Raw genomic sequence first — 23,881 nt, 5'->3', positions numbered from 1 at the left:
CTATTGGGTTTTTGACACCTGTGGGCTCAGTCATGACTTTACTGGTTTCTGCGATTCTGGTGTTTTCCTATGAAAAAGGGTACTTGTAGGAGGAGCTGAGAACTTGTGTTTAAATCTGAAAAGGTGAATCGAATTCTGGCAATCGTTATGTATTGGGGGATTGCTGTGTTTATAGTAAGTGGAAATCAGGAGTTTTTAAACAATCCGTTTTTATTCTCACTCACCGCCATTTTGACATGTTCATTCACGGCGTTCCAAATGGTGAAGATAAGGAATATTGAAAGGTAGTGAAAGGGAAGAGGATAACCTCGTGGCAACGTGTATTTGAGTTTTAAATGTCCTTTCCCTGTTTCATCCATGCATATCAAAGTTGGATGGATGGACGGAAGGTTTCTTTTCTTCTTTATGGATTTGTAGGAATATTTCTCCTGACAATGTACACTACGAGTCTGATTAAGTATGTGAGGACAAGAAGAGAGAAGTCGTCGATATATTAAGCAAAAAAAAACAATCATTGATGTAGTCGAGCAGGCTCAATAACACAAAAGCTCCCGGCAGCACTAAGTCTGCCGGGAGCTTTCTGTCTTCATTAGGACAGTTTGTAATTCTGGACGAGTTTCTTTAAGGAATCTGCCATTTCTTTCAGTTCCTGATTTTGATTGCGTAACATGTTGACGGTGGTGTGCTGTTGTTGAGAGGCGGCTGAGATTTCCTGGATGGTGGCGACACCTTCTTCGGAAATGGCGGCTACTTCATGGATGGATTCGACTGTCTGTTGGGATGTGCCTTGTATGTCCGCCACATTTTCTACCATGGCAGCTACTTGAGCAGTCAGGGAATCAACAGCCTGGAAAATCTGTTGGAACAGTTCACCGCTTGTTGCCACAAGGTCAGCACCCTCTTTGATATCTGTGTTGATTTCTTTATTAGCGTGCAACATTTCATTAGTCTGGTCTGTGATGTCTTTCAGTACTGCATTGATGGTTTTGACATTTTCGTCGGTAAGGCTCGCCAATTTTTGTACTTCTTGAGCAACGATGGAGAATCCTTTTCCAGCTTCTCCTGCACGCGCAGCCTCTATGGAAGCATTGAGGGAAAGCAAATTTGTTTGATCTGCTACATCTTTAATAAGGCCGATGTCCCGGTTGATTTGAGAAATCTTTCCATCAAGTTGAGTCAATTTAGTGGAATTGATTTCCCCGTTGGATCTGATTTTGTTCATTTGGTCTTGGATTTTCTTGATTTTTCCGGTTCCTTCTTTGGCGATTTGACCGGTGTTTCGTGTGAATTGGTCAATTTGTTTTGTTTGATTGGCGACGCTGGTGATTTTGTCGGACATGAGAGTCGTTCCATTAGATATTTGATCAATATGGACAGAACGGCTTTCGCTGGCATTGGCTTCTTCGCTAGTTCCGATGGCAATTTGATTGGAGCCGTCTGCCAACTCATCAAAGGCTGTTACGAGCACGGCACTTGTATCATTGATCTGGTTGGCGTTGCCCTTTACATGGTGGATCACCTGTTTCAGGCTCGTTCTCATTTCTTCATAACGAAGGGCAAGTGTGCCGATTTCGTCTGCTCGATCAATGGTGATGCTTTCCGTTAAGTCGCCATTGGTGACCTTATTCATAGAAGAAAGAAGCTGTTCAAAGTTTTTCTTCATCCGTCTGCCGATGATGTACGATAAGATTGCGCCGAGGAGAACAGCGACCCCGATGAATATGGACTGGAATATAGTGATATTCCGTTTTAAGTCAGAAATAAATTGAGCACTCATGTCGATACCGACAATGGCATTCGTTCCTTCAAGCGGGACGAAATATGATTTATGCATTCCCCACTCATCGGAATAAATCGATGAAAGAACTGGTTCCCGGTTGGTGAATGCCTTTGCCTGATCATCGGTGAAGGGGGATTCGACCATTGTGTCAGGGCTGTCGTTCAGTCCTACGATGAAATCTTTTCCATTCTTTTGTGTGAGGACATACACATACTCAATGCCTTCTCTGCCTTCAATAAACTGGTCTAACTCACTTCCAATGGCCCCGTTGCTTTGATCCTCATTTAGGATGATTTCATTCACGATTGTTTCGTCGATGGACCTAGCCAAATTTTCTCCATTTATCGTCAACAACTGATCAAATTGTGGCAATACATGCTCATCAAAAATGTACCCCGTCAAGAATCGTATAAATAAAAAGATAAGTGCGCCTAAAATGAAAAAGGGGATAATGAAACTTAAGAATAGTTGTGCTTGAATCGATTTTTTAGGATTGAATAAATTCTTCATCATACGGCCGTCTCCTCTGTTTGAACTAACGTGATGAAAGTGGATAAATCCAGATGCAATAACGATTGCAATTCATCCAGATCAGCCGTCTGGAAGAAGATTACGGCAAAAGTCCGGTCATTGGATGCCTGAATGGCCCGGTACTCAATGACGTGGCTGAATTTATTCATAAGTCCTTCATGATCGATGGATTCAATAAAATGCTTACTGATCTCCAAAGGGATCTCTGCACAGAAGAAGCCGTAGACCTCATTTCCTTTCTGTGCCAAAAGGTCTTCCCATTCGGGTTCTTTATCTTGAAAATAATGTTCCGCTCCATTGATTCCGAATGCGTGATGACTCAAGTCGGTCGTTCCCGCTCCTGCAAATCGTAGTGGATTTAGTTCGATGGCTCTGATCCCTTTCCGGCTCTTTCTCACTTCGAGGTGGAAAGGGAAGTTCTTTACATCCATTCGCTCACTTAGCATGTGGAGGAAGGTCTCGATTTCTTCCTTGATCTCGTTGATTACTTGTTTCGACGTGAAGTAAATCCTGTCTGATGTGTCCCGGTTATTCATGAACGTCCTTTTAAGAATGTTCAGGACCACTGGCTTACCGGATGGAGTGACATAACAATCCACGGCATATTCGTCTCCATCAATCCATTCTTCAATGATGATTTCTTCTCCGTCAACAACCGCATTTGAATATGTATTTTTTGTGAGAATCAGGTCTGCATATAAGCTTTCCACAGCTTGGTCCCACTCTTGTTCCGTTTCGATTATATATACACCGATACTTGAGTATCCTTTATTCGGTTTAATGACCACCGGAAAAGGGATTTCTTCCTTGTTCAAATGAAGTAGGTCTTCAAGGGAGATGAGGCGGAAGTAATAGTCTGGGTATACACTTGATAAGAATTGGCGGAAACCGGCTTTGTTCTTCACCAGCTTGGATGCGGTGGAGAAAGGATGGGAAGGAGCCTCTTTTTCCAAAACGGTCAAGCAACTTTCAGAATTGGTCAGCACCTTATCCTCTTCATGGATTATCGGATGTCGCCCGTCCGTATCGTAGTAGATTGGGAGCTTTAAATCAATCGCAGTCTTTAATAATAAAGGTGAAACAATTTGGTTTTCTAAAATAATAATAAAAAACACCTCCTATTTTATATAGTAGTTATCGGTCTTAAGGTTGGTATGTTAATAAGGATTACCGTATTCCGAAAATTCCAGTAATGAAGATGTGTTATTGAGAACGGGTTTAGCGGGTCTGTAGCTGGAAAGTTCTTTGTTCATGGGGTAGGTGGGACAAGTGGTAAGGCAGGTATGGATACCAAATATAATGGTGAAAAGAGGGGGTTTGTTCTTTATTGCATGTTTGGTTTTTTTAATGAATTGTCTGAAATTCAAGGTTCTTCTTTTAAAAATGTAAACTATCGTATTTTACATTACATACCGGTGAAAAGTTTTTTTAAAAAAAAGTGATCCATTTCAAAATCTCCTACGTTATCTTACCAGAATACAAAAAACAAAACGAAAAAGGAGATTACAAATAATGAAAAAAACAAAATTACTTAAGAAAATTGCAGCACCGATGTTAGGATTATCTCTACTAGCTCCAACGGCAAGTTTTGCGGCAGAAACACCGACAGCGGTGACGCCGGCTTCCGATCTTCGTTCTACACTGGATCAATTACTATCTGAACACTATGTATTAGCGGTCAACGCCATGGTGAAGGATTACAAAGACGCACCGGATGAGAAAGAGGCTTATGAAGCACTTAATCAAAATGCACTGGATATGACACCGGCGATTGAGTCGATTTATGGTAAAGAAGGGGCTCAGAAATTCGAAGAGATCTTTGCGGGGCATAATGAGTATTCACCGGATTTTGTGGAAGCAGCAAAATCAGACGACGCGGAAATGAGAAAAGCAGCTGAAGCCGAAGTAAAGGATTTCGTTAATGAATTCTCAAGCTTCCTTTCAACTGCAACAGAAGGAAATCTTCCAGAAGCGGCAGCGAAAGAAGTTTTAACAGCCCATGAAATGGATGTCATCGAAGCATTTGACAGCTATGTAGAAGAGGACTACAAAGGATATCAAACGAACTTCAAAGAAGGGTACGACAGAATGTTCGATATCTCAAAAGCATTATCCGGAGCGATCGTGACGCAGATGCCGGATAAATTCAATAACACGAAAGTAGATGCTCCGGCAGCGGAATTACGCTCTACACTCAATAATCTGGCTGCAGAACACTTTGCGCTGGCAGCGATGAGTATGCAAAAGGGTGTCAACGAAGCGCCTGATTATGATACAGCGACTTGGGTAGAAGATATGAACACAGAAGCTTGGACGAAAGCGATCGGATCCATTTATGGTGAAGAAGGTGCGGCACAATTCAAGAAATTATGGACAAGTGAGCACATCAATGCGCAGGCAGACCTTGTGAGCGCGACATTAGCTGGTGACGATGAAGGCGTGAAGGCAGCGAAAGACAGCCTCGGTATGTTCACGGAAGAATTCGGTACATTCCTTGCAACGGCAACAGAAGGAAATCTTCCGAAAGACGCAGCCATCTCTTCTCTTAAAACACATGAAGATCAAGTCGTGAAAGCGTTCGACTCCTATGTAGCAGAAGACTATAAAGCAAGCACCGATACATTCCGTGAAGGATATGCGTTCATGTTCGGTGTAGGGAAAGCTCTTGGAGATGCGATTGTGAAGCAAAACCCTGAGAAGTTTGCCTCAAGTGACATGCCGGAACAAATGCCAAACACCGGAATGGGTGGAGCAGCCGATGAGGGAATGCCAATGGCTGCCTGGATCACATTTGTAGCGGTAGCAATGATGGCAGGTGGAATCATCATTAAGAAGAAGTTTGCGGATCAACAATAATCATAGAGCCATGAGAAGAGCGGGATCCTGCTCTTCTCTCTTCTCTTAAGTGGAGGGAATACGATGAAGAAACGAATGCTTATCATCCTGATCGCAGTCCTGATGATCGGGGCAGTCAGCTTTCAGGCCATTGCCAAAAACGGACCGGAGAAAGAAACCGGCACCGCTCAATCAGTGGAGAAACCAACAGTGAAAAAAGAAAAAGCCAAAAGCGGGGTGGGTACCGCCCACAAGGAAGAAGAATTTGTTCTTCTTGACTCTTTAAAGAAGAAGAAAACAGAGCTTGAAGAGCAGGTAAAGGTTCAAGAAGAAGGAATTACGCCTTCCCGTGTCCAGATCCCGAGCATGGACATCGATACGAACGTCATCCCAGTCGGACTTCTTGAGAACGGGGAAATGGAAGTGCCAGAAGAAACGGATGTCGTCGGCTGGTACGATCGCGGTGTAAAGGTCGGAGCCAAGGGAAATGCCGTTCTTGCAGGTCATGTCGACAGTAAAAAAGGACCGGCCATCTTCTTTTATCTCAAGAACATCGAAATAGGGGAAAAGGTCATCGTGACAGATGAACAGGGGATGAAACGAACCTATGAAGTGAAGTCGAAGGAAAGCTATCCGAGTGATGAAGCGCCGATCGAGAAAATCTTCGGACCATCGGATAAACGCAACCTGAATGTGATTACGTGCACAGGAACGTTCAATCATGACAAGCACCTTTATCCGGACCGGCTTGTCGTATATACAGAACTCATTTCTGAAACGAACGTCAATGAAGCGAAGGCTCCAGAACCTCCAACGACCGTGCAGGTAGACACAGGGTCGGTTTCATGGCATTCGGTAAAAAGTGATACGGTCATGGGATATAGAGTCTATAAAAAGGACGCGGATGCGAAAGAGTACAAACATATCGCAAGTATTTCTGCACATGAGCGGAAGAGTTTCTTCGATGAGGAAGCCGAACAGGGGGATTCGTATTACATCACCACGGTGAATATCGAGGATAAGGAATCCGCTCCGTCTGACAAGGTAGAGGTGGATTAAGCACTTGCAGGGATACCCCCTGGAGAGGCAGAACGTAATACTAAAAAGATTAAAGGCAGCCGTGATCGTCGAAACGATCACGGCTGCCTTTTTTATTTCACAAACATAAGCCTGACCGGCTTTACAGATTCCGTACTGGCTTGATATAAGGTAATCTCCCCTGAAGGAGGTTTAGGATCATTGGAGTGGCTTTCGAAATTTTCATTCAACGCGATGGTCCATTCCGCTTCCCCATCATGCATCAGGACGATGGCGATGGTGCCGAATTGGACGACATTGTCCCAATTATATTGACCGGATTTTCCGTTGTAGTTGACGGAGATTCCTTCTGGCCTGCTGTCGATTCTTGCACCGTTTCCTTCCCACTGACCTTGAATCGTCGGTCCCACATAGGAATAGGAAATGCCCGAATCCCTTGCGCCGTATGTACCGATATACTGATGGAGGCTGTTGTCAGAGGCACGATAGGTCAATGCCGCAATGTCATTTTCAAGCCACTTCAGCTTGAATTCCCCTTGTGTTTTGTAGGGAAGGACTTCTTTAGGACGGGCGAAGATCCGGTAATAGGTTCTGTAATATACGGCTTCCCCCGTATTTCTGTCTTCTTTTAAAACGAACTGATTTTTCATATCTGGTGAAAAGCTTACAATCTGCTTCGTTTGCTGACCATGGTTCAGGATGAGTCCCCCTTGAAGGAGGATAAGAATACCTGCTGTCACGTATGAGACGATCTTCCACGCTTTTGGAATGGTAAAGAGGAGGAAGATAGAAACGACCATGCCCGCCACAATCAGTATATTGAATGCATAGAATAGGCGATGATCGATGTATTCCAATTCATATGATGTGTGAAGGAAGAGGTACCCCATCTGGAAAATGAACAGTGCGATGGATAAGATGAAAAGTATCCGTCCGGTTAGTTTCTTAGTCTTCATCTGGCCGGACCTCCTCCTGGAATGCCCAGGTCCTTCCCTGATCATCTGAGATGAATTTCCCTTTTACTTTTCCGCCTTCATAGTCACCGTTCGTACCTTGATTGACGTAGACGGCCAGGTGATCTTCTTCTTTGAAAGGTATTTCCGCTATGACAAAAATCCTTTTATACTGATCCGGGATCTCCATCGTTGCCTTGCTCCACGATTTCCCCCCGTCCTGTGTGACATGCAGGTCCGGTTCTTCCGGGTTAAGGATGCCGAAGGAGAGGAAACCGGTGTCTTCGTCGACAAAGCCCCCGTCATAGATGAGCCGGGTGATGTCAGGACGCGGCATCTCTTTCCACGTCTTCCCGCCGTCTTCGGATAAGTAGACCGTGATCATTTCCTGTGACATCGTCCGGTCGGCAGAAAGAATCACATAGCCGAAGGATTCATTGAGGAAGCCGACCTTCCTGAAACGGATGGGCGGAGAAGCGGGTGTGACTTTGGCATCTTCCCATGTCTTTCCTTTGTCCTTTGAAAAAAGCAATTGGACGCTTTTATCGACGGAATAATCACGTGCATATAAGAAGGCAGTAAGATCTTCTGTCAGGATATAGCTATCCGGTATCAGCTCATCCTCACTCCCGGCATACTCCCCTTGGAATAAATTCTCCTTTTCTACAGGTACTTGAATCCACTTCTCTCCATGGTTGTAGGTGATCTGCAGCTGATCCTGTTGGAGCGAATACCCTACAGGTGCCGTTTCATCCACCGATTGAAGTGGAGGGGGACCGGGATCACGTATTTCCGCCGTCTCCGGTTGACTTACTTTAGGTTCTTTTTCAAAAAAGTACGTGCCTGCGATGATCCCGATGACCATCAGACAAGCCGTCCCGATCATGATGTATTTCACATTACCAGACTCCTTTGGTTATATTTTCTATTTTACCATGAGGAAAGGATTGAATAGGTTAACATATTTTGGAATAATGAAGGGGAGGAGGGGATTATGTGAAAATAAATACGTATCTCATACGCTTGTCGTTTTCCATTATGATCATCTTTGGTGGGACGCTTGCGATTGTATATATAAAAACGGGAGATCTTCTTGGGTACCATCTGATTGCAACGTGTGCTGGGGTAGTTCTCCTATTAACTTCATGGTTGTGGAGATCAAGGAATAAGGTAAAAGAGGGGGAAATGGCATGATCGTTTGGCTGAATGTCGGCAGCCTGCTGCTTGGGCTTCTGGCGTGGACACTTCCGTTCGTAACATTTAGAAAAAATCAACTCAGCCTTGCCGTCATGAGCATGGGAGCGTGCGCCCTGTCTCTTTCCTTCCAGATTTTCTATCACCATCATCTGGTCAAAATCGGGGACTGGTCGGCGCTCATGGATACATCGGGAGCCGTCGCGTTCGCTTCTGCCGTGCTGATCATCGTCACGATTCTAGTAAATGCGTTGACACTGATGCGAGAGAAGAAAGGAGTGGCAGCATGACTTTCAAGGAAAACGTGAAGATATGTGACAACGGACATACCTTTGTGAAAAAAAGTGATTGTCCGACCTGTCCAGTATGTGAAAAAGAACGGAAACCTGACACAGGATTTCAATCTGTGCTCTCAAGCCCGGCGAGAAGAGCGTTGGCGAATAACGGGATCACGACGCTTGAAGAACTGGCTGGGTTCAGTGAGAAGGAGGTTCTGGCATTTCACGGAATGGGGCCGTCGTCGATTCCGAAGCTTAAGAAGGCGCTTGGGGAGATAGGATTGGGGTTTAAAGGAGAGGGGTGAGGGAATATGGCGGTCATACATAGACAGTACGAAGGTATACAAGATTATGACGAAATTCGAGAGTTCCTGGAAAAAGAGTACGGTAACTATGAGACGAGGTTTGATCATAATCTCACACTATTTGAATTTCAAACTGCCCTTTCATGTGGATTGGGAGATCAGGTTAAGACGATTGATGAAGTACTGGAGAAAGTACACCTTTGGTTTAATGGCGATCGATTAGTCGGGGTTCTTGAAGAAGGGGCCTTCTATGTAGCTGCCGATAACCGATTCATTTTTGACGAAATGGTGGAGGTGGGGGAAAACAGTTTTCCTGAGATGGAATGGGAGGTTTATGACGGTGACTCAGATTTTGAAGAAGTTCTGTCAAAGAGGGTATTCCTCAAGTCAGAGGAATACTGGGTAAGAAGGGATTTCGATCTTAGCCAAACGGTAGATGGACTCGGGCTGGCTAAGGGCTATGAGGTCAGGTCCGTCCCTGATCTTCAGGAGCATGAAGAAGTCTTTCAGGCTTATAAACTATGTTACGGTCTATTATTCAATCAGACGATGTTTGAGCGTTTCTATGAAACATCCACCTACAGAAAAGAGTTGGATTTGGTCGTGACGGGTCCTGATGACCAGATTGTCGCGTTATGCAGTGGGCGATATGATAAAAGGAATGAGCTGGTGACGATTGAGGCGGTCGCCTGTTTTCCTGAGTACAGGGGGAGAGGGATAAGTAAAGCTTTGTTACGAGCATCACTTATTGCCGCGAAAGAATTGGGAGCCACTCAAGCGACGGTGTATACAGGCATGCCGGAAAAATTCCCTGCACCGAATAGACTGTATGAATCGGCGGGTTTTGAACTGGTCGGGAAGAGGTATGTTTGGAAGAAAGAGTAGGGAAACATTGATCAGGTTAAGCACCAGAGCCGACAAATAGACGGAAAAACTCCGCCTATTTAGCCATTACTAGGTGAAAATGCCTGAAATAGACGGAATAATTAGTCAAGTCCTTTATATTGTGTAAATTCCATACTTGTCTTTCTTAACTGTAAATTGAATATAGGTATTCCATTCAACATTTTTTTGCGAAACTTCCATAATTAATTTATTCATAGCCAGGGCAGGCTGTCAAAGGCTCCTCACTTTGACAGCCTGCCCTGGCTATGACACCATTCGAATGGGAAGTTTCATTCAAAAATGCTTAGGGCTTTTAAAAGAATTTTCTTTTTGAATAATTGGTCTCTTGGTAATGAAATAATACTGCCCCAACCAACCGAAAAGCTGACTGCGTATTAGGGAAAATCCGTATGACCTTTTCTCTTCTTCGAACCTCTTGGTTTAAGCGTTCCAAACTGTTTGTACTACGAATGTGTGGTCGAATTTCCTCTGGGTGCTCCATGTACTGTATGGTATCTTCAAAGCCTTCATCTAAGATGGCCAACGCTTTTTCATATTTTTTATTCTCGCTAAACTGACTCATCAGTTCTTCTTTAAAGTTCCTCATATCTTCGATTTTGACGGCTTCAAATACCCGCTTAATCATCGTTCTAATTTCTTTGGAATCTTTCTTAGGGAGTTGGTTAATAATATTTCGTTTGAAATGTACATTACACCTCTGCCAACTGGTTCCAATAAATTCACGGAGAACGGCTTTTTGTAGGCCCTTATGGGCATCTGAAATCACAAGCTTAGGTGACTGTAAACCGCGCGATTTCAGCTGTTGAAAGAACCTACTCCAACTTTCGTAGCTCTCGACATGATCGACCATTAATCCTAAAATCTCACGATTATTTTTCTCAGTAAGAGCTGTCGCAATGTAGACGGCTTTTGAAACGACACGATGGTGTTCGCGAACTTTTATATACATGGCATCTACAAATATAAATGGAAAATAAGTTCCGTTCAGAGGTCTCTTAGCCCAATCATTAATGATAGGATCTAATTTTTGAGTCAGGGAAGAAACGAATGATTTTGAAACTGTTTCACCACAAAGCTGTTCCACAATATGAGTAACCTTACGGGTAGAAACACCATTGATCACCATTTCAAGCATCGAAAGAACAAAAGCTTGATCACAACGTGAGTACTTTTCAAATATGGAAGGAGAAAAATCTCCATTACGGGTGCGTGGTACCTTCAATTTGATCTTCCCAACACTCATCGTGAAATCACGCTCATAGTATCCGTTACGATAATCTAAACGATCAGTAGATCGTTCGTAGGAAGCTGCTTGTAGGTACTGGTCTCTCTCCCTTTCCATGTATTCATTTAATACAAGGACGATGGCTGAGCGAACCACCGTTTCGATGTTAGAATTTATTACTGCTTCTTTTAAAGAATCCAAATCTAGGTTAAACTGTAATTGAGTCATCTTTATTCCTCTTCTCATTGTTTATCGTCGTTGAAAACAGTGTTGACAAGAAGGAATAAAATGACTCTTTCTTTTTACACAATTATATGGACTTAATCGAATAATTCCGCCTATTAAGATTCAAAGTGAAAAAATAGGTGATTTTTCTGTGCGTAAGCGGAATAACTCCGCTTATTCACCCCAAAAACAAGGTTGATTCTGAAAGTAAGCGGAAAAACTCCGCTTATTTTCCTTTGGCTGGTTCTTCTATTCAATAGATTGCGATGAAAAGTATCTCAAGTATGAAGATAACTAGTCAAAGTTTGCTCCTCAATCAATTCCCCGTCCTTAACATTTATAATGAGTTTGTTATGATTATAAAGGAATGGATATCAGAAAAGAAGGTGCTCAAGTGGACATCAGACACTTAAAATATTTTATAGAAGTAACGAGATTCAAAAGTTTCACCCGTGCGGCGGATCACCTGTTTGTGACGCAGCCGACGATCAGTAAGATGATCCGGAACTTGGAGGATGAGCTAGGAGTTGAGCTGTTCGACCGTTCCCGGAAGCAGCTTGTGCTGACGGACGCGGGGCGGGCGATTTTGACCCAGGCTCAGACGATCGATAAGGCGTTCGAGAATGTCCAGCATGAGCTTGATGACCTGATCGGGTTGCAGCGGGGGCATATCCGCATCGGTTTGCCGCCGATCATGGATGCGGGGCAGTTCATCAAGGTTCTGGGGGAATTCCATGCGCTCTATCCGGGCATCACGTTCCAGCTGATCGAGAACGGGACGAAGCGGATTGAAGAGGATATTCTTGCCGATCAACTTGATGTCGGCGTCGGGGTGCTGCCTGCCGCTGAGGAGGATTTTCATCATTTTTCCTTTATGAGGGAAGAACTCCGGGTTGTGGTGCCAAGGACGCACCGGTTAGCGGGCAGGAAGCAGGTGAAATTAATGGAGCTCGAGGATGAACAGCTCATTCTTTTTAACAAGGACTTCGCGTTGAATGACCGGATCCGTGAGGCGTGTAAAGAAGCTGGATTTCTTCCGAAAGTGGTATCAGAAAGCTCTCAATGGGATTTTATCGGTAAAATGATCGAGGCTAAGCTTGGGATTTCAATCCTGCCTTATAGCGTCTATGAACAGTTGAAGGAGGATTTGGTATCCATCCGGGTCGTTAAACCTGTCATCGAATGGGACCTCGCCATCATTTGGAGGAAAAATCAATACTTATCGTATGCCACGAAAGAGTGGCTCACCTTTACCCAGGAACGATTAATGGGGGGCATTTCCGACTGAGGAATGCTCTTTTTTTTGCCCTCATTTAGGAAAAATGGAGATTGATACCATCCGATTGTAAGCCGTTGCATAGACAGCATCTATGCTGATGATAAGGAACATTCATTTCACTTATCCTGATTCGGGGCGTACACTTTGGGTATCAAACGTTTGAAATACCAGTACACAAACAGAAGGGACTTGTTCTTCATGCCAAATAAGAAGCATCCGAAAGAGAGTCTGGTCGTCAGTACGGACCAGGTCATGATCAATGATTTAAACAACTACAATACCCTGTTCGGTGGGGTTTTGATGAAGAAGCTTGATAATAATGCGACGCTATCCGCCAGACGTCATGCACGGGTGAAGGAATGTGTGACGGCGTCAACGGATTCCATCGACTTCCTGTATCCGATCCATCAAAGCGATTCCGTTTGCGTCGAATCTTTCGTTTCCTATGTGGGGAATAAATCGATGGAAATCTTCTGCAAAGTGATTGCCGAAGATATGATCACAGGTGAAAGACGAATGGCAGCGACCGCTTTCCTAACCTTTGTTGCACTTGATGAAAATAAAAATCCCGTCAAGGTACCGGAAATCGTACCAGAAACAGAAGAAGAAAGATTCCTGTTCGAATCAGGAAAAGAACGTGCGGAAAGAAGAAGGGTCCGCCGCAAGCAGAGTAAGATCCTGAATGACATCATTGGACTCGAGAAACCTTGGAACATGGGAGGGGAGGCATCATGAGCTTGATGGTAGCAGGAATGAATGAACTGCACGAAGCGAAAAAAGATGTAGAAGCCCTGAAACAGGATTACCCTGAACTGAATGAGCAGCTCGTCCACGTCACAAGCCTGACCCGGCAACTTCAGCTGAAGTATGGCTACATGGGGTCCTTACTCCGTGACAAAGAGCTGCCGGATTACGAACCACAGTTTGTCCGGGAGTCTATCCTCTCACTCTATCAGGACGAGGTACAGAAACTGAAGGCACACCCAAATATCGTTCAGCTGAAAGACATCATGAAAAAGCACAGACAAATCAGTGACTCGAAATTATTCTTATTGATCCTTGGCGCGAAGCCGGAACTGCTGCAGGGATCCACGATCATAAAGTAATGGAGAGTGAAGCCGGAAGAGGGGAGTCTTCCGGCTTTTGCTTTTTGATGGGGCTATAAATTTCGTTAAAAATAGCCATGATCATCTCCAAATCACCCCTTTTTTTCACACATTCACCATTTCCTGAATGGTTTCTGCTGGGAAGCACTTAGCCGGAGCTCGTCATAACTCATATAATTCTCCAGTTACATCGATTGAGGTTTTTTGCTTCAAAAAAAGGATTGAGAAGGATTCCATTTTTTGAAATAATTAGAAAAAAGGTGTGGAGGGTTCGATTAAAATGATTATGAATGACATCATCGATATCCTGAGCGGGGTCGGGGTTGTCTTTTTAATCTTGATCTCCTTTTTGATTTTTACGATTTTAAAAGATAAAAAGAAGGGTTGAGGTGGACCGTGAAGAAACGAATGGTGAAAAGGCTCATTTACCTTGTGTTCACGCTGTTCATATTTATCGTGTTATGGAAAGGGACGGCTTTCTTGTGGGAGGCTTTCGTGCCGTGGAACTTTAAAACCGATATGGCGATGCTGTTTATTGTAACGCCAATCCTCATCGCCTTGTCATTCCTATTATCAACCCTTGCTTTTCAATACACGAAGGACTCCTGAGGAGGTGCTTGGATGAAAGCAGATATCATTCCCTTTGCCCCGAAGTATGCCGAAGAAACGGTGGCTATGTGGAGGGAAAGCAAAGAAAGAGCCATTGGACAGAAGGAAAAGCATAGTGTGGAAAGCCACATCTACTTTTTAACCCAAATCCTGCCTGAAGAGTTTGAAATTGATTTGGCATTGATAGACGGAAAAGTCGTTGGGATGGCCGCGTATAATGGAACGGAAATCAATCAGCTTTACATTCACGTTGATTATCAAGGATTCGGAATCGGTCAGATGTTGCTGGATAAAGTGAAAGCGAAGTCCAGGGGAAGTTTGACTCTTTATACCTTTGAAGTGAATGAGAACGCCCAAAGGTTTTATGAAAAGAACGGGTTTGTGGTGATCGGCAGAGGTCACGAAAATGAGGAGAATCTGCCGGATATTCAGTATGAATGGAGACGGACATGAGAAGAGATTTGGGACTTGTATCGATTTTTATCCTGCTCTTAACGTTCCTGGTGTTACAATCTCTTGTCGGATTGGAAAAGGAAATTATATAGGAAGGAGAGGGAGTGCATGTCTAAGGTAAGAGTATTACCCAAACCACATCTATATGCGGTGTGTGCAGATGCTGACATACCGATTAAAGAGTTCTATAGAGATGCATTTGAAGAGGTATTCATCTTCTTCCATCCATTTATTAAACCTCTTAGCATCGACTTTGAACTATTTAATCCAGATACCTACCCAGGGAAAAGGGAGATTGTGAATACTTGTGAAAAAATGACGTGGAACGAGTTTCTCGACATATCCGGATTATCGAATTTGGCAGAGGTTGATATCGGACTTAGGAGTATCATCCTTGGACTTAATAAGAAATATGAAAATAAAACTCTGGCCAACCGTATCATCCACATATGCGAGGAGAAAAAGATTGTGTTTCCTTCAGAGGGGCTTTTACCTGAGCTTGTCATCGAGGATGTACTTCGTGCCATGGAAAAAGAAGGCTATGAATGGATATGGTGCGGAGATGAGTTTTGCACAGAAAGAAAGCTTGAATACATGGACGATGTCATAAACGATGATGGTATCATCCTTCACCGGGACTGTCGAAATCTCTTCACACACGATCAAAAAATTCTTGTGACCACTCATTGGGACAGTCATTTTTCCATGATATGCGGTGAAAGGAAAATGATAAAGAGAATCGTTGAATCAGCTGATCTGGAAGGGTTCTTCTGCGATGAAGAGACTGAGATCTATTGGAGTCTCAAGGAAGGTGCTGTGGAAAGGTGGAAATATGACAAACGAAAAGCAGAAGCGGATCCAAGAACTATATCGGAAGAAAAAAAGGGAGGGCCATGCGAATAAAGCGTGGTCTCTGTTATTGATTCTATGTATCATCCCGGTACTAATCCTACTTGTGACGAGCGTTTTGTTCGATCTGGGGATTCAGCTGCCGGAGTTATTTGGAAGATAGGGTGTGTGGAGATGAAACAATTATGGATTGGGTTAACAAAGAGGACTTCATCGCAAGTCCTCTTTTATATAGCTCGCACTGGGTCCCTTCTCCTCAACTTAAATGATATCCCGATCGACACAACGGAAAGAACAACAATCATCGCCACGACACCTGCCCAATCCCACTGATGATAGAAGCTTCCACTGACAGTACCTCCCACACTGGATCCGGCATAATAAGCAGACAGATAGAGTGCCGACGCCTGTGCTTTATCATGCACGGCTAATCGTCCTACCCAGCTGCTGGCGATCGAGTGTCCTGCGAAGAAACCGTATGTAAAGACGGCGATTCCGATGATTTTCACCCATAGATTCGGGTGCAGGGTCGTCACGACGCCTGCTAACATGATGACGAGCGACAAGGGCAGGATTTTCTTTTTTCCAAATTGATCGGCGAGCATTCCCATCCACGTGGAGCTGAACGTGCCGACGATGTAGACGATGAAGATGAAGCCGACGACGGTCTGACTGAGTGAGTAGGGTGGTGCGATCAGCTCGAATCCGATGTAATTGTAAAGGGAAACGAAGCCGCCCATCAAGAGAAATCCAATGATGAACAGGTATGTGAGTCCCGGAACCTTAAACTGACTGAACAGGGAGCCTGCCAGGGACGTGAGCTTAAAATTCTGGGGCTCAAAATGGGCAGACTTTGGAAGCAGGACCATGAAAATGATGCTTGAAAGCAGGCTGATGACCCCGATTCCCATCAGGGCAATTTGCCAGCTGAAATAATCGGTCAGGATGCCGCTGATGATCCGTCCGGACATGCCCCCGATGGAGTTCCCGCTGATGTACAATCCCATGGCCATCCCGAGACTTTTCGCTTCGATTTCTTCACCAAGATAAGCCATGGCGACGGCGGGAAGCCCTGCAAGGGTAATCCCTTGGAGGATCCGGCCAATGACGAGCATATGGAAGCCTGATGCAAATCCCGTACAGATGGCCAGGATAGAAGAGGCCAGTAATGAGAAGGTCATCACGGATTTCCGGCCGTACACATCCGATAACGATCCCGCAATCAGCAGACTGATCGCGAGGGCAATGGTGGTGGACGATTGGGTGAGACTCGATGTGGCCGGGGAGACATTGAACTCACGGGCGATCTCAGGAAGCAGGGGCTGCGTCCCCCACAGAATCGCGAACGTACTGAATCCTCCTGCAAACAAAGCCAGGTTTGCATTCTTGAAAGCAGATGTTCCCCGCTTGATGTATTCCATATTACAAGACTCCTTCGTTCAATTCGTGTAACTTCATCATACACCTACGTGGGAAGCACTTCTAATAAAAGGAACTATGCCCCAAAAGTATAAATCAAATTACATAAATGTTAAAAACCCCCAAATCTGTTTATCTTTCGTTTCACGAGGTATATAACCAATGTACAATCGTACAACACCATTTAACCAAACATAAGGAGGATTTTATTTATGTCAAACAGTAACAACAACAGCAACAGTAACAACGGGAAAATGAGCTACGAAGAAGCCGGCCGCAAAGGCGGGGAACAGACAGCGAAGAACCATGACAAGGAATTCTACCAGGAGATTGGTGAAAAAGGTGGAGAAGCCACTTCAGATAATCATGATAAGAAATTTTATCAGGAAATCGGAGCAAAAGGCGGAAGTCAGTCCAGCAACTCAAGCAACAGCAACTCGGGTAATTCAAACAGCTCAAACAGCTCGAATAATTCAAACAGCAGCAAATAACTAGAATCTGAGTCCTTGGTGATTTCATGAATATAAACGGTACTAACTTTAAGGAGGATTTTATTATGGCAAACAACAATAACAACAATAGTGGTAACAATAACAGCAACAACAATAACAACAATAGCAACAACAACAAAATGAGCTACGAAGAAGCCGGCCGTAAAGGCGGGGAACAAACAGCGAAGAATCATGACAAGGAATTCTACCAGGAGATTGGTGAAAAAGGCGGAGAAGCGACGTCCGAGAATCACGATAAGAAGTTTTATCAGGAAATCGGAGCGAAGGGCGGAAGTCAGTCCAGTAACTCAAGTAATTCAAGCAACTCGGGTAACTCAAGCAACTCCAGCCGCTCAAACAACTCAAATAACAATAACTAGCACCGGATGATTTCCTGAAATGAAAGAAGACCTGTCGATCGATAGACGCGACGGGTCTTTTTTTTTGTGATCGTATGTTTTTTATCGAGCAAGGCTTTTCAAATCGTCTAATAATGATTCTAACCTGGCTAAAGCGGACGATAGGTCCGGATAGGTTTCCACAGAGTCATGTTGTGTGACGACAAAGACTTTGGATTCATGGGAATAAGAAACCTTCAATAGGTCAGTATCATGTTCAGAAAATGAATGGGTGATGTCACATTGGGAATAGGTCTCCAGTGTCCGTAAAATGGTGTACAGCTCATTATTTTCTGACATTCTCTACATCTCCTTTCAGAAAAGGGAAGATTATTTGTCTGATTTTGGCTTATTTTAACATGAGTAAAAGAGAGGGGGAAGGGAGAAAAGTTGTGTTTTACATATATGTTTAAACTATCGGGAATGTAATGGGGATGAAATGAAAAAGGGAGCAAATCTGCCCCCTCAATTTTTATTATAAAAGAACTAAATAAAGGAAAGTCAGCCCGCCGACAAGCAGGCCGCTCGATAGAGAAAGCCATTTCCACTTTGTCAGGGATGCTTTCGTTTTCATCAATACTGTCAGCTGCAGGCAGATGGATAAAATGGCAAGGGATAAGAGCAGGAGGAGAAGGGTGGAACGATCAAGTTGCTCCCTGCTGTATTCTACAAGTACATATCCCCCGATGGCGGAACCGATCACGATGATATAAAGGAAGAAGAAAGCAGCTTTTTTCACGTTTATCCCACCTTTCCAAACAGATAGACGAGGGTGAAGATCAAGACCCATACTATATCCACGAAGTGCCAATAAAGGGAGAACACCGAGAGTCTTGAGGATGTTTCCCGGCAAACCCCTTTCACTCCGAAGTGTATGAGTAAGATTCCCATCCAGATGACCCCTGCCAGGACATGCATGCCATGTGTCCCGACCAATAGGTAAAAGGAGGATAGGAATGGACTCGTGTCCAGTTCAAATCCTTTTTCATAGTAGTGGAAAAACTCCCTTGCTTCCATTATCAGAAAGACGGCTCCGAGGAGAAGGGTCAGTAGTAATAGAAGGAGCGTTTGCTTCGTTTTTCCCTTTTCACTCGAGCTGACACAGGCATAGATGGTGAAGCTGCTTGATAGAAGAAGGACCGTCGAGATCACGACACTCTTCAATTCCAGCATTTCTTCACTGGATGGACCGTCGGATAGATGGGATTTAAGGGTTAAGTACACCCCGAACAGGGAGGCGAAGATGACGACCTCCGCCGCGATAAAGAACCACATGGCAAGCTTCTTGTCCTGCTGTTGTTCGATTTCGAAAGCGTGTTGACTCATTGGGAACTTTTCCTCCTTTCTGCCCGCAGTTCATCAGGCGTATAAGGCGTCCATGTGCGTCCGGCCGTGAAGGAGCGGAGCGTCAGCATTCCGATTACACTGGCAAAACCGAACCATTGCAGGGGTGGGAAACCAAAGATGAAGCCAAAGGAAGAGACGAACAGGGATCCTGCAAGCATCAGCGGCTGTGCCGCAGGATTCGATACGAAAATGATGTCTTCTTCCTCTGCCGTTCGAATGGTTCCATCCCCTTCCTGCTTTTCATACCAAAGCTGATCGATCGTGGTGACAAGGGGACGCTTGATGAAATTGCCCAGTGGCGGCGGTGATGGAATTGACCATTCAAGGGTCCGTCCCTCCCATGGGTCACCGGTGAGATCACGCTTTCCGTTCCGGTAACTCCAGAAAATATTCCAGAGAAAGATCATCACAGCCAGTGCCATGAGAAAGGCTCCGATTGTGCTGATGAGATTCAATGTTCCTAATCCGTCGCTTTTTAAATACGTAAACACACGGCGGGGCATCCCGTTCAATCCCATGAGATGCATGGGGAAAAAGGTGACATGAAAGCCGATGGTGAAAAGCCAGAAATGCCATTTTCCCAATACTTCATTGAGCAGGAAGCCGAACATTTTCGGCCACCAATAATACACTCCTGCAAAGATCCCGAGGACGGTCCCGCCAACGATGACATAGTGAAAATGTCCGACGACAAAGTAACTGTCGTGGTACTGATAATCGGCAGGGGCCGATGAAAGCATGACACCCGTCGCACCGCCAATGAGGAAGGTAGGGATGAACGCCAGTGAAAATAACATGGCGGTCTTAAATCGTATGACCCCTCCCCGCAGCGTGAAGAGCCAGTTGAATACTTTAATACCCGTCGGAACCGCAATCGACATGGTGGAGAGGGCAAAAATGGCATTTGAGATCGGCCCGAGCCCCACAGTGAACATGTGATGGATCCACACCATGAATCCGAGAAACCCTATCAGGACGAGGGCAAACACCATGGCCGGATAGGCAAACAGATTACGTCTTGAAAAGGTCGTGATCACATCGGAAAAGATGCCGAAAGCCGGCAAAATCAAAATATATACTTCCGGGTGACCGAAGATCCAGAATAAGTGCTGCCATATGATGGGGTTTCCCTCAGTCCCCGTCAGAAAAGCCGTTCCATACACCCGGTCCATCGTCATGAGTAACAGGGCGACGGTCAGGGCGGGAAAGGCGAATAAAATCAGGATCGATGTCACGAAGGAGGACCACGTAAATAATGGCATTCTCATAAAAGTAAGCCCCGGGGCCCGTTTGCGAATGATTGTCACCAGGAAGTTAATGGCGGACATGATCGTCCCGGCACCGGCGATCTGGATTCCGATGGCATAATAGTCGAGACCGGGACCCGGGGTATACACATCAAGGCTTAAGGGGGCATAGCCCGTCCAGCCTGCGGAAGGGGATCCACCGAGCACGAAGCTGATATTGACCAATGCCCCTCCGACAAGGAACAGCCAAAAGCTCAACAAGTTGAGGTGGGGGAACGCCAAGTCCCGGGCACCGATTTGAAGGGGAACGGCGACATTCATCAGCCCGATCAATAACGGCATGGCGACGAAGAAGATCATCGTCGTTCCGTGTGTGGTCATCATTTGGTTATACTTTTCACCCTGGAAGACCCAGAATTGATTCTCGGGAAGGGCGAGCTGAAGCCGTATGATCAGGGCATCCAGACCACCTCGAAGGAAGAAGGCCCCTCCTGCCGCAAGATATAAGATGCCGACTTTATGATGGTGAGTGGAGGTTGCCCAGTCCCAGGCCCACTTCCACTTTTTATAACGGGTCAACAAGAACAGGGCAGCCACGGCCATGAGGATGATCGAGATGTCTGCCGCAACGATATCAGAGGGGAATACGAATTCCCGTCCGAAAAGGGTGTACTTGATATCCATATTCTCCACCTCCTATTCTAATTGGGAAAGATACGTGCTTAAGGCGTTAAGGTCTTCTTCTGTCAGGTCAGGAAACGAAGGCATATTGACGTCCGGTTTGAATGAGGACGGGTCCCTGATCCATTTCTTCCTATTTTCATCTGTGTTGGGGAGAACATTCCCGATCCGCTCTTTACCGGCCATTCCGGAAAGATTCGGTCCTTTGCTTCTTTCTGAAGGCGATACCGCATGACAGGTTAAGCACTTGGAAATAAACAGTTTTTCTCCTTTTTCAGATGCCGTGGTCACCGCATCTGGTGCCTTTTTCTTCTTTTCCTGGTCGATCCATTGAGCGAACTCACTTTCTTCGACTGCTTGAACCTGGAATCTCATATAGGAATGGGAAGCCCCGCATAACTCGGCACATTGGCCTTTGTAGACGCCTTCCTCTGAGGCATTCAGCGTCAGCGTATTCGTCTTTCCTGGTAGGAGATCTTTTTTTCCGCCAAGCCTTGGCATCCAGAAGGAATGAATGACATCGTCGGATTTCAACTGGAATACGACAGGCCGATCCACTGGTATGTATGCTTCGTTTGTAAGGGTGATGCCCTGATCGGGGTAGTGGACCTCCCACCAATATTGGTGTCCCGTGACCTCGATCTTCAGAGGGTTATCGCTGTTTTCATCCGATTCTGCAAGGGAAAAGGTTCCCTTCACTGTTGGGACGGCGAGAATCACCAATAAGAGAATGGGAATGACGGTCCACGTCACTTCAAGCTTCTTGTTCCCTTTGACGTTTGAAGGAGTGACATGTCGGCGCTCCGGCGTTTCCCGGTACTTCCACGTGAAGTACACGAACATGGAAAACACGACAAAAAAGACCAGCAGCATGATCGCAATGGAAATTTGAAATAAGTTCAATTGAAGTTCGGCCACGGTTCCTTTCGGATCGAGGACTTTAAAAGAGCTGCAGCCTGTGAGGAACAATACAGCCGGCAAAATAGCGAAACTAAGACGCTTCATGGAATCCTCCTTTCAACATTTTGCAAGGTCCGTCCCTGAACATAGGACGGTAAGCCTTTCCATACATACCCTACCTCTTATTCCTGTCGATTAAACGAAAAATTTAGAAAATAGTGAGGAGTGGGGGATTTGTACCATGACGGAGAATATTATCTCTTGATTGGCAAATACTATTTTCGAATTAGTTAGCCTGCATTCAGAGCCCTCTTAGATCATCTATGAGGGCGTTTTTTAAAAGGGGATAGTGTATGCAAGAACGATATGATCAAATAAGAGAGAAGTCTTTGGAAGTTACCCGGGAGAATATCGACTATTGGCTGGAGTATTGTTTTCTAAGTCCTCGCTGGTGGTTCACCCTCGCTCTTTTCATCCTGACCTGGGTGGTGTTTATTCGTTTGACGAGAAACGAAACGAATAAGCCAAAACTGCTATTTCTTGGACTTGTATGGATCATCGTTGCCGCCAATTTAGACGGATTTGGGTTTGATCTTGGAATGTGGGGATACCCTGGACAACTGATCCCGATTCTGCCGAAAGCATACTTATTCGACTATGCCTTAATCCCGGTCACCTTCATGCTGTTATATAGATATTTTCCCAAAGGGAAGCCGTTCTTTTATGCCACCCTTGTTCTTGCCGGTGGAGCGTCATTTGTTGGAGAGACTCTATTTGAATGGCTCCATATTTACAGGACCTATCACTGGAAAATGTGGTGGTCATTTGTGATTTACTTTGTTCTTTCCTATTTGATCAGAGGAATGGTTGAGTATATTTTTAGAAAAAAGGAACCAACCGGTTGAATATAGTAAGTAGAAAAGCTAACGTGATGTGTTGGCTTTTTTTTATGGGGAAGAGATTGGCAGGGAATACCATCATCCTTGCTATCTACTAAAACAACCTGTATCGTAGAAGGAAAAGGAGTGATAAAGTGAATGTTTCAATTGCAGAAGTAGATTATAAAGAAGTTATGGAATATTCACGGGATCCACTCATCATCCATACGGACTATAAGGTCCTGTACATAAACCATGCAGCAGAAGAGTTCTTTAGAAGCACCAAAGAAAGCATGATGGGTGCGAGCCCCCTCGATATTTTCCAGGAAAGCTCAAAGGCCGCGATCAGCCGGAGGATTCAATCTGCATATGGAAAACCGGCGGATGTCATTGAAGAGACCGTCTTCCGGATGGATGGGACGAGAGTGGAGGTCGAGTTGTATTGCCACCCTGTGAAATTTGGGGATACGAAGGCGATTCAAACATACGTCTGGGATATCACGAGTCGGAAAGAAACAGAAAAGAATCAACATGACATGAATGAAGAAATCAATGAATTGTCAGCGACCATCGTACCGTTGATCGATGATGTGGCGGTTCTTCCGCTAAGAGGGAAGATAAATCAAGTGAAAGCGATGACGCTCCTCGATTTAATTCCGGGCAAAGTAAGGGACCAAAACGTCAATCGCTTAATCATTGATTTTTCCGGTGTTTATACGCTTGATCGCATGGTCATCGATTATCTCTTCAAGATTACGAACGTATTATCCCTGCTCGGTGTGCATTCCATCATATCAGGAATTAGACCGGAATTAGCCGTTGAAGCAATTGAGGTGGGGGTCGATTTATCCACGATTCCAACGGTGGCTAACGTGAAAGAGGCCCTGGCCCAAATAGGGATGATTCTACAAGAACAACATTAATCATAGGAAAAGCCCCCAAAGATCTCTCTAC

Annotated in this window: 25 protein-coding genes and 2 pseudogenes; 16 read left to right on the top strand and 11 right to left on the bottom strand. The window is 44.9% G+C overall.

Annotated features, from left to right (window positions below):
- Positions 1-589: 589 nt before the first annotated feature.
- Both N5C46_RS10995 and N5C46_RS10990 read right to left on the bottom strand, forming a co-directional pair.
- On the bottom strand, positions 590-2,293 hold the full coding sequence (locus N5C46_RS10995) for a methyl-accepting chemotaxis protein (protein ID WP_261752115.1): 1,704 nt from the start codon (positions 2,291-2,293) through the stop codon (positions 590-592).
- On the bottom strand, positions 2,290-3,297 hold the full coding sequence (locus N5C46_RS10990; RefSeq protein ID WP_261752114.1) for an ATP-grasp domain-containing protein: 1,008 nt from the start codon (positions 3,295-3,297) through the stop codon (positions 2,290-2,292). Before N5C46_RS10990 ends, N5C46_RS10995 begins: the two co-directional genes overlap by 4 nt.
- Positions 3,298-3,823: 526 nt before the next feature.
- Between N5C46_RS10990 and N5C46_RS10985 the strand changes: the two genes are divergently transcribed.
- Together N5C46_RS10985 and N5C46_RS10980 are read left to right on the top strand one after the other, a co-directional pair.
- Positions 3,824-5,167 carry a copper amine oxidase gene (locus N5C46_RS10985; RefSeq protein ID WP_261752113.1) on the top strand — a complete coding sequence of 448 codons (1,344 nt, stop codon included), beginning with the start codon at positions 3,824-3,826 and terminating at the stop codon, positions 5,165-5,167.
- Positions 5,168-5,230: 63 nt separating this feature from the next.
- On the top strand, positions 5,231-6,205 hold the full coding sequence (locus N5C46_RS10980; protein WP_261752112.1) for a class F sortase: 975 nt from the start codon (positions 5,231-5,233) through the stop codon (positions 6,203-6,205).
- A 92-nt stretch (positions 6,206-6,297) separates the two neighbouring features.
- On the opposite strand, the gene N5C46_RS10975 is transcribed toward N5C46_RS10980, so the two are convergent.
- Together N5C46_RS10975 and N5C46_RS10970 are read right to left on the bottom strand one after the other, a co-directional pair.
- Positions 6,298-7,140, bottom strand: coding sequence for a hypothetical protein (locus N5C46_RS10975; protein ID WP_261752111.1), 843 nt, complete (start codon positions 7,138-7,140; stop codon positions 6,298-6,300).
- Positions 7,130-8,035, bottom strand: coding sequence for a WD40/YVTN/BNR-like repeat-containing protein (locus N5C46_RS10970; protein WP_261752110.1), 906 nt, complete (start codon positions 8,033-8,035; stop codon positions 7,130-7,132). Before N5C46_RS10970 ends, N5C46_RS10975 begins: the two co-directional genes overlap by 11 nt.
- A gap of 98 nt (positions 8,036-8,133) precedes the next feature.
- Between N5C46_RS10970 and N5C46_RS10965 the strand changes: the two genes are divergently transcribed.
- From N5C46_RS10965 to N5C46_RS10950, 4 genes are read left to right on the top strand one after another with little or no spacing between them, the layout of a single operon-like run.
- Positions 8,134-8,331, top strand: coding sequence for a hypothetical protein (locus N5C46_RS10965; RefSeq protein ID WP_261752109.1), 198 nt, complete (start codon positions 8,134-8,136; stop codon positions 8,329-8,331).
- Positions 8,328-8,621, top strand: coding sequence for a hypothetical protein (locus N5C46_RS10960; RefSeq protein WP_261752108.1), 294 nt, complete (start codon positions 8,328-8,330; stop codon positions 8,619-8,621). The genes N5C46_RS10965 and N5C46_RS10960 overlap by 4 nt, the downstream gene beginning before the upstream one ends.
- A complete protein-coding gene (locus N5C46_RS10955) occupies positions 8,618-8,914 on the top strand; it encodes an RNA polymerase alpha subunit C-terminal domain-containing protein (protein WP_261752107.1) in 297 nt (98 codons plus the stop codon). The genes N5C46_RS10960 and N5C46_RS10955 overlap by 4 nt, the downstream gene beginning before the upstream one ends.
- A gap of 6 nt (positions 8,915-8,920) precedes the next feature.
- The gene (locus tag N5C46_RS10950; RefSeq protein WP_261752106.1) at positions 8,921-9,799 is read left to right on the top strand and encodes a GNAT family N-acetyltransferase; all 879 of its coding nucleotides are present in this window, start codon (positions 8,921-8,923) and stop codon (positions 9,797-9,799) included.
- 313 nt (positions 9,800-10,112) lie between these two features.
- On the opposite strand, the gene N5C46_RS10945 is transcribed toward N5C46_RS10950, so the two are convergent.
- Entirely contained in the window at positions 10,113-11,273 is a 1,161-nt protein-coding gene (locus tag N5C46_RS10945) for an IS256 family transposase (protein ID WP_261749904.1), read from the bottom strand.
- A 391-nt stretch (positions 11,274-11,664) separates the two neighbouring features.
- On the opposite strand from N5C46_RS10945, the gene cidR reads away from it, so the two are divergent.
- The 6 genes from cidR (at position 11,665) to N5C46_RS10915 (ending at position 15,620) form a co-directional block, all read left to right on the top strand.
- On the top strand, positions 11,665-12,558 hold the full coding sequence (gene cidR, locus N5C46_RS10940) for a cidABC operon transcriptional activator CidR (protein ID WP_261752105.1): 894 nt from the start codon (positions 11,665-11,667) through the stop codon (positions 12,556-12,558).
- A gap of 189 nt (positions 12,559-12,747) precedes the next feature.
- Positions 12,748-13,284, top strand: coding sequence for an acyl-CoA thioesterase (locus tag N5C46_RS10935; RefSeq protein WP_034761531.1), 537 nt, complete (start codon positions 12,748-12,750; stop codon positions 13,282-13,284).
- Entirely contained in the window at positions 13,281-13,655 is a 375-nt protein-coding gene (locus tag N5C46_RS10930; protein ID WP_261752104.1) for a hypothetical protein, read from the top strand. The genes N5C46_RS10935 and N5C46_RS10930 overlap by 4 nt, the downstream gene beginning before the upstream one ends.
- A 396-nt stretch (positions 13,656-14,051) precedes the next feature.
- Positions 14,052-14,264, top strand: coding sequence for a hypothetical protein (locus N5C46_RS10925; RefSeq protein ID WP_261752103.1), 213 nt, complete (start codon positions 14,052-14,054; stop codon positions 14,262-14,264).
- A gap of 12 nt (positions 14,265-14,276) precedes the next feature.
- Positions 14,277-14,717 carry a GNAT family N-acetyltransferase gene (locus N5C46_RS10920; protein WP_261752102.1) on the top strand — a complete coding sequence of 147 codons (441 nt, stop codon included), beginning with the start codon at positions 14,277-14,279 and terminating at the stop codon, positions 14,715-14,717.
- A gap of 108 nt (positions 14,718-14,825) precedes the next feature.
- Entirely contained in the window at positions 14,826-15,620 is a 795-nt protein-coding gene (locus tag N5C46_RS10915; protein WP_261752101.1) for a DUF2711 domain-containing protein, read from the top strand.
- A gap of 173 nt (positions 15,621-15,793) precedes the next feature.
- Here N5C46_RS10915 and N5C46_RS10910 read toward each other — a convergent pair whose 3' ends face one another.
- Positions 15,794-16,987, bottom strand: coding sequence for an MFS transporter (locus tag N5C46_RS10910; protein ID WP_261752100.1), 1,194 nt, complete (start codon positions 16,985-16,987; stop codon positions 15,794-15,796).
- A gap of 210 nt (positions 16,988-17,197) precedes the next feature.
- Between N5C46_RS10910 and N5C46_RS10905 the strand changes: the two are divergent.
- Both N5C46_RS10905 and N5C46_RS23255 read left to right on the top strand, forming a co-directional pair.
- Positions 17,198-17,410, top strand: a pseudogene (locus N5C46_RS10905) (KGG domain-containing protein); the annotation flags it as partial.
- Between the two features lie 131 nt (positions 17,411-17,541).
- Positions 17,542-17,787: pseudogene (locus N5C46_RS23255) on the top strand (KGG domain-containing protein); the annotation flags it as partial.
- A gap of 150 nt (positions 17,788-17,937) precedes the next feature.
- Here N5C46_RS23255 and N5C46_RS10895 read toward each other — a convergent pair.
- The 5 genes from N5C46_RS10895 to coxB form a co-directional block, all read right to left on the bottom strand.
- On the bottom strand, positions 17,938-18,174 hold the full coding sequence (locus N5C46_RS10895) for a hypothetical protein (RefSeq protein ID WP_261752099.1): 237 nt from the start codon (positions 18,172-18,174) through the stop codon (positions 17,938-17,940).
- 175 nt (positions 18,175-18,349) lie between these two features.
- The gene (locus N5C46_RS10890) at positions 18,350-18,613 is read right to left on the bottom strand and encodes a hypothetical protein (protein WP_261752098.1); all 264 of its coding nucleotides are present in this window, start codon (positions 18,611-18,613) and stop codon (positions 18,350-18,352) included.
- 2 nt (positions 18,614-18,615) lie between these two features.
- Entirely contained in the window at positions 18,616-19,200 is a 585-nt protein-coding gene (locus N5C46_RS10885) for a cytochrome c oxidase subunit 3 (protein ID WP_261752097.1), read from the bottom strand.
- Positions 19,197-21,071: a cytochrome c oxidase subunit I gene (locus tag N5C46_RS10880; protein WP_261752337.1), complete on the bottom strand. Its 1,875-nt coding sequence runs from the start codon at positions 21,069-21,071 to the stop codon at positions 19,197-19,199. Before N5C46_RS10880 ends, N5C46_RS10885 begins: the two co-directional genes overlap by 4 nt.
- A 93-nt stretch (positions 21,072-21,164) precedes the next feature.
- Positions 21,165-22,154, bottom strand: coding sequence for a cytochrome c oxidase subunit II (gene coxB / locus N5C46_RS10875; protein ID WP_261752096.1), 990 nt, complete (start codon positions 22,152-22,154; stop codon positions 21,165-21,167).
- A 248-nt stretch (positions 22,155-22,402) separates the two neighbouring features.
- On the opposite strand from coxB, the gene N5C46_RS10870 reads away from it, so the two are divergent.
- Together N5C46_RS10870 and N5C46_RS10865 are read left to right on the top strand one after the other, a co-directional pair.
- Positions 22,403-22,954: a CBO0543 family protein gene (locus tag N5C46_RS10870; RefSeq protein WP_261752095.1), complete on the top strand. Its 552-nt coding sequence runs from the start codon at positions 22,403-22,405 to the stop codon at positions 22,952-22,954.
- Between the two features lie 128 nt (positions 22,955-23,082).
- The gene (locus tag N5C46_RS10865; RefSeq protein ID WP_261752094.1) at positions 23,083-23,850 is read left to right on the top strand and encodes a PAS domain S-box protein; all 768 of its coding nucleotides are present in this window, start codon (positions 23,083-23,085) and stop codon (positions 23,848-23,850) included.
- Positions 23,851-23,881: the final 31 nt, after the last annotated feature.

It is taken from the genome of Rossellomorea vietnamensis (assembly GCF_025398035.1).
GTDB classification, from domain to species: Bacteria; Bacillota; Bacilli; order Bacillales; family Bacillaceae_B; genus Rossellomorea; species Rossellomorea vietnamensis_B.
This window is presented reverse-complemented; position numbering and strand designations above follow the sequence as displayed.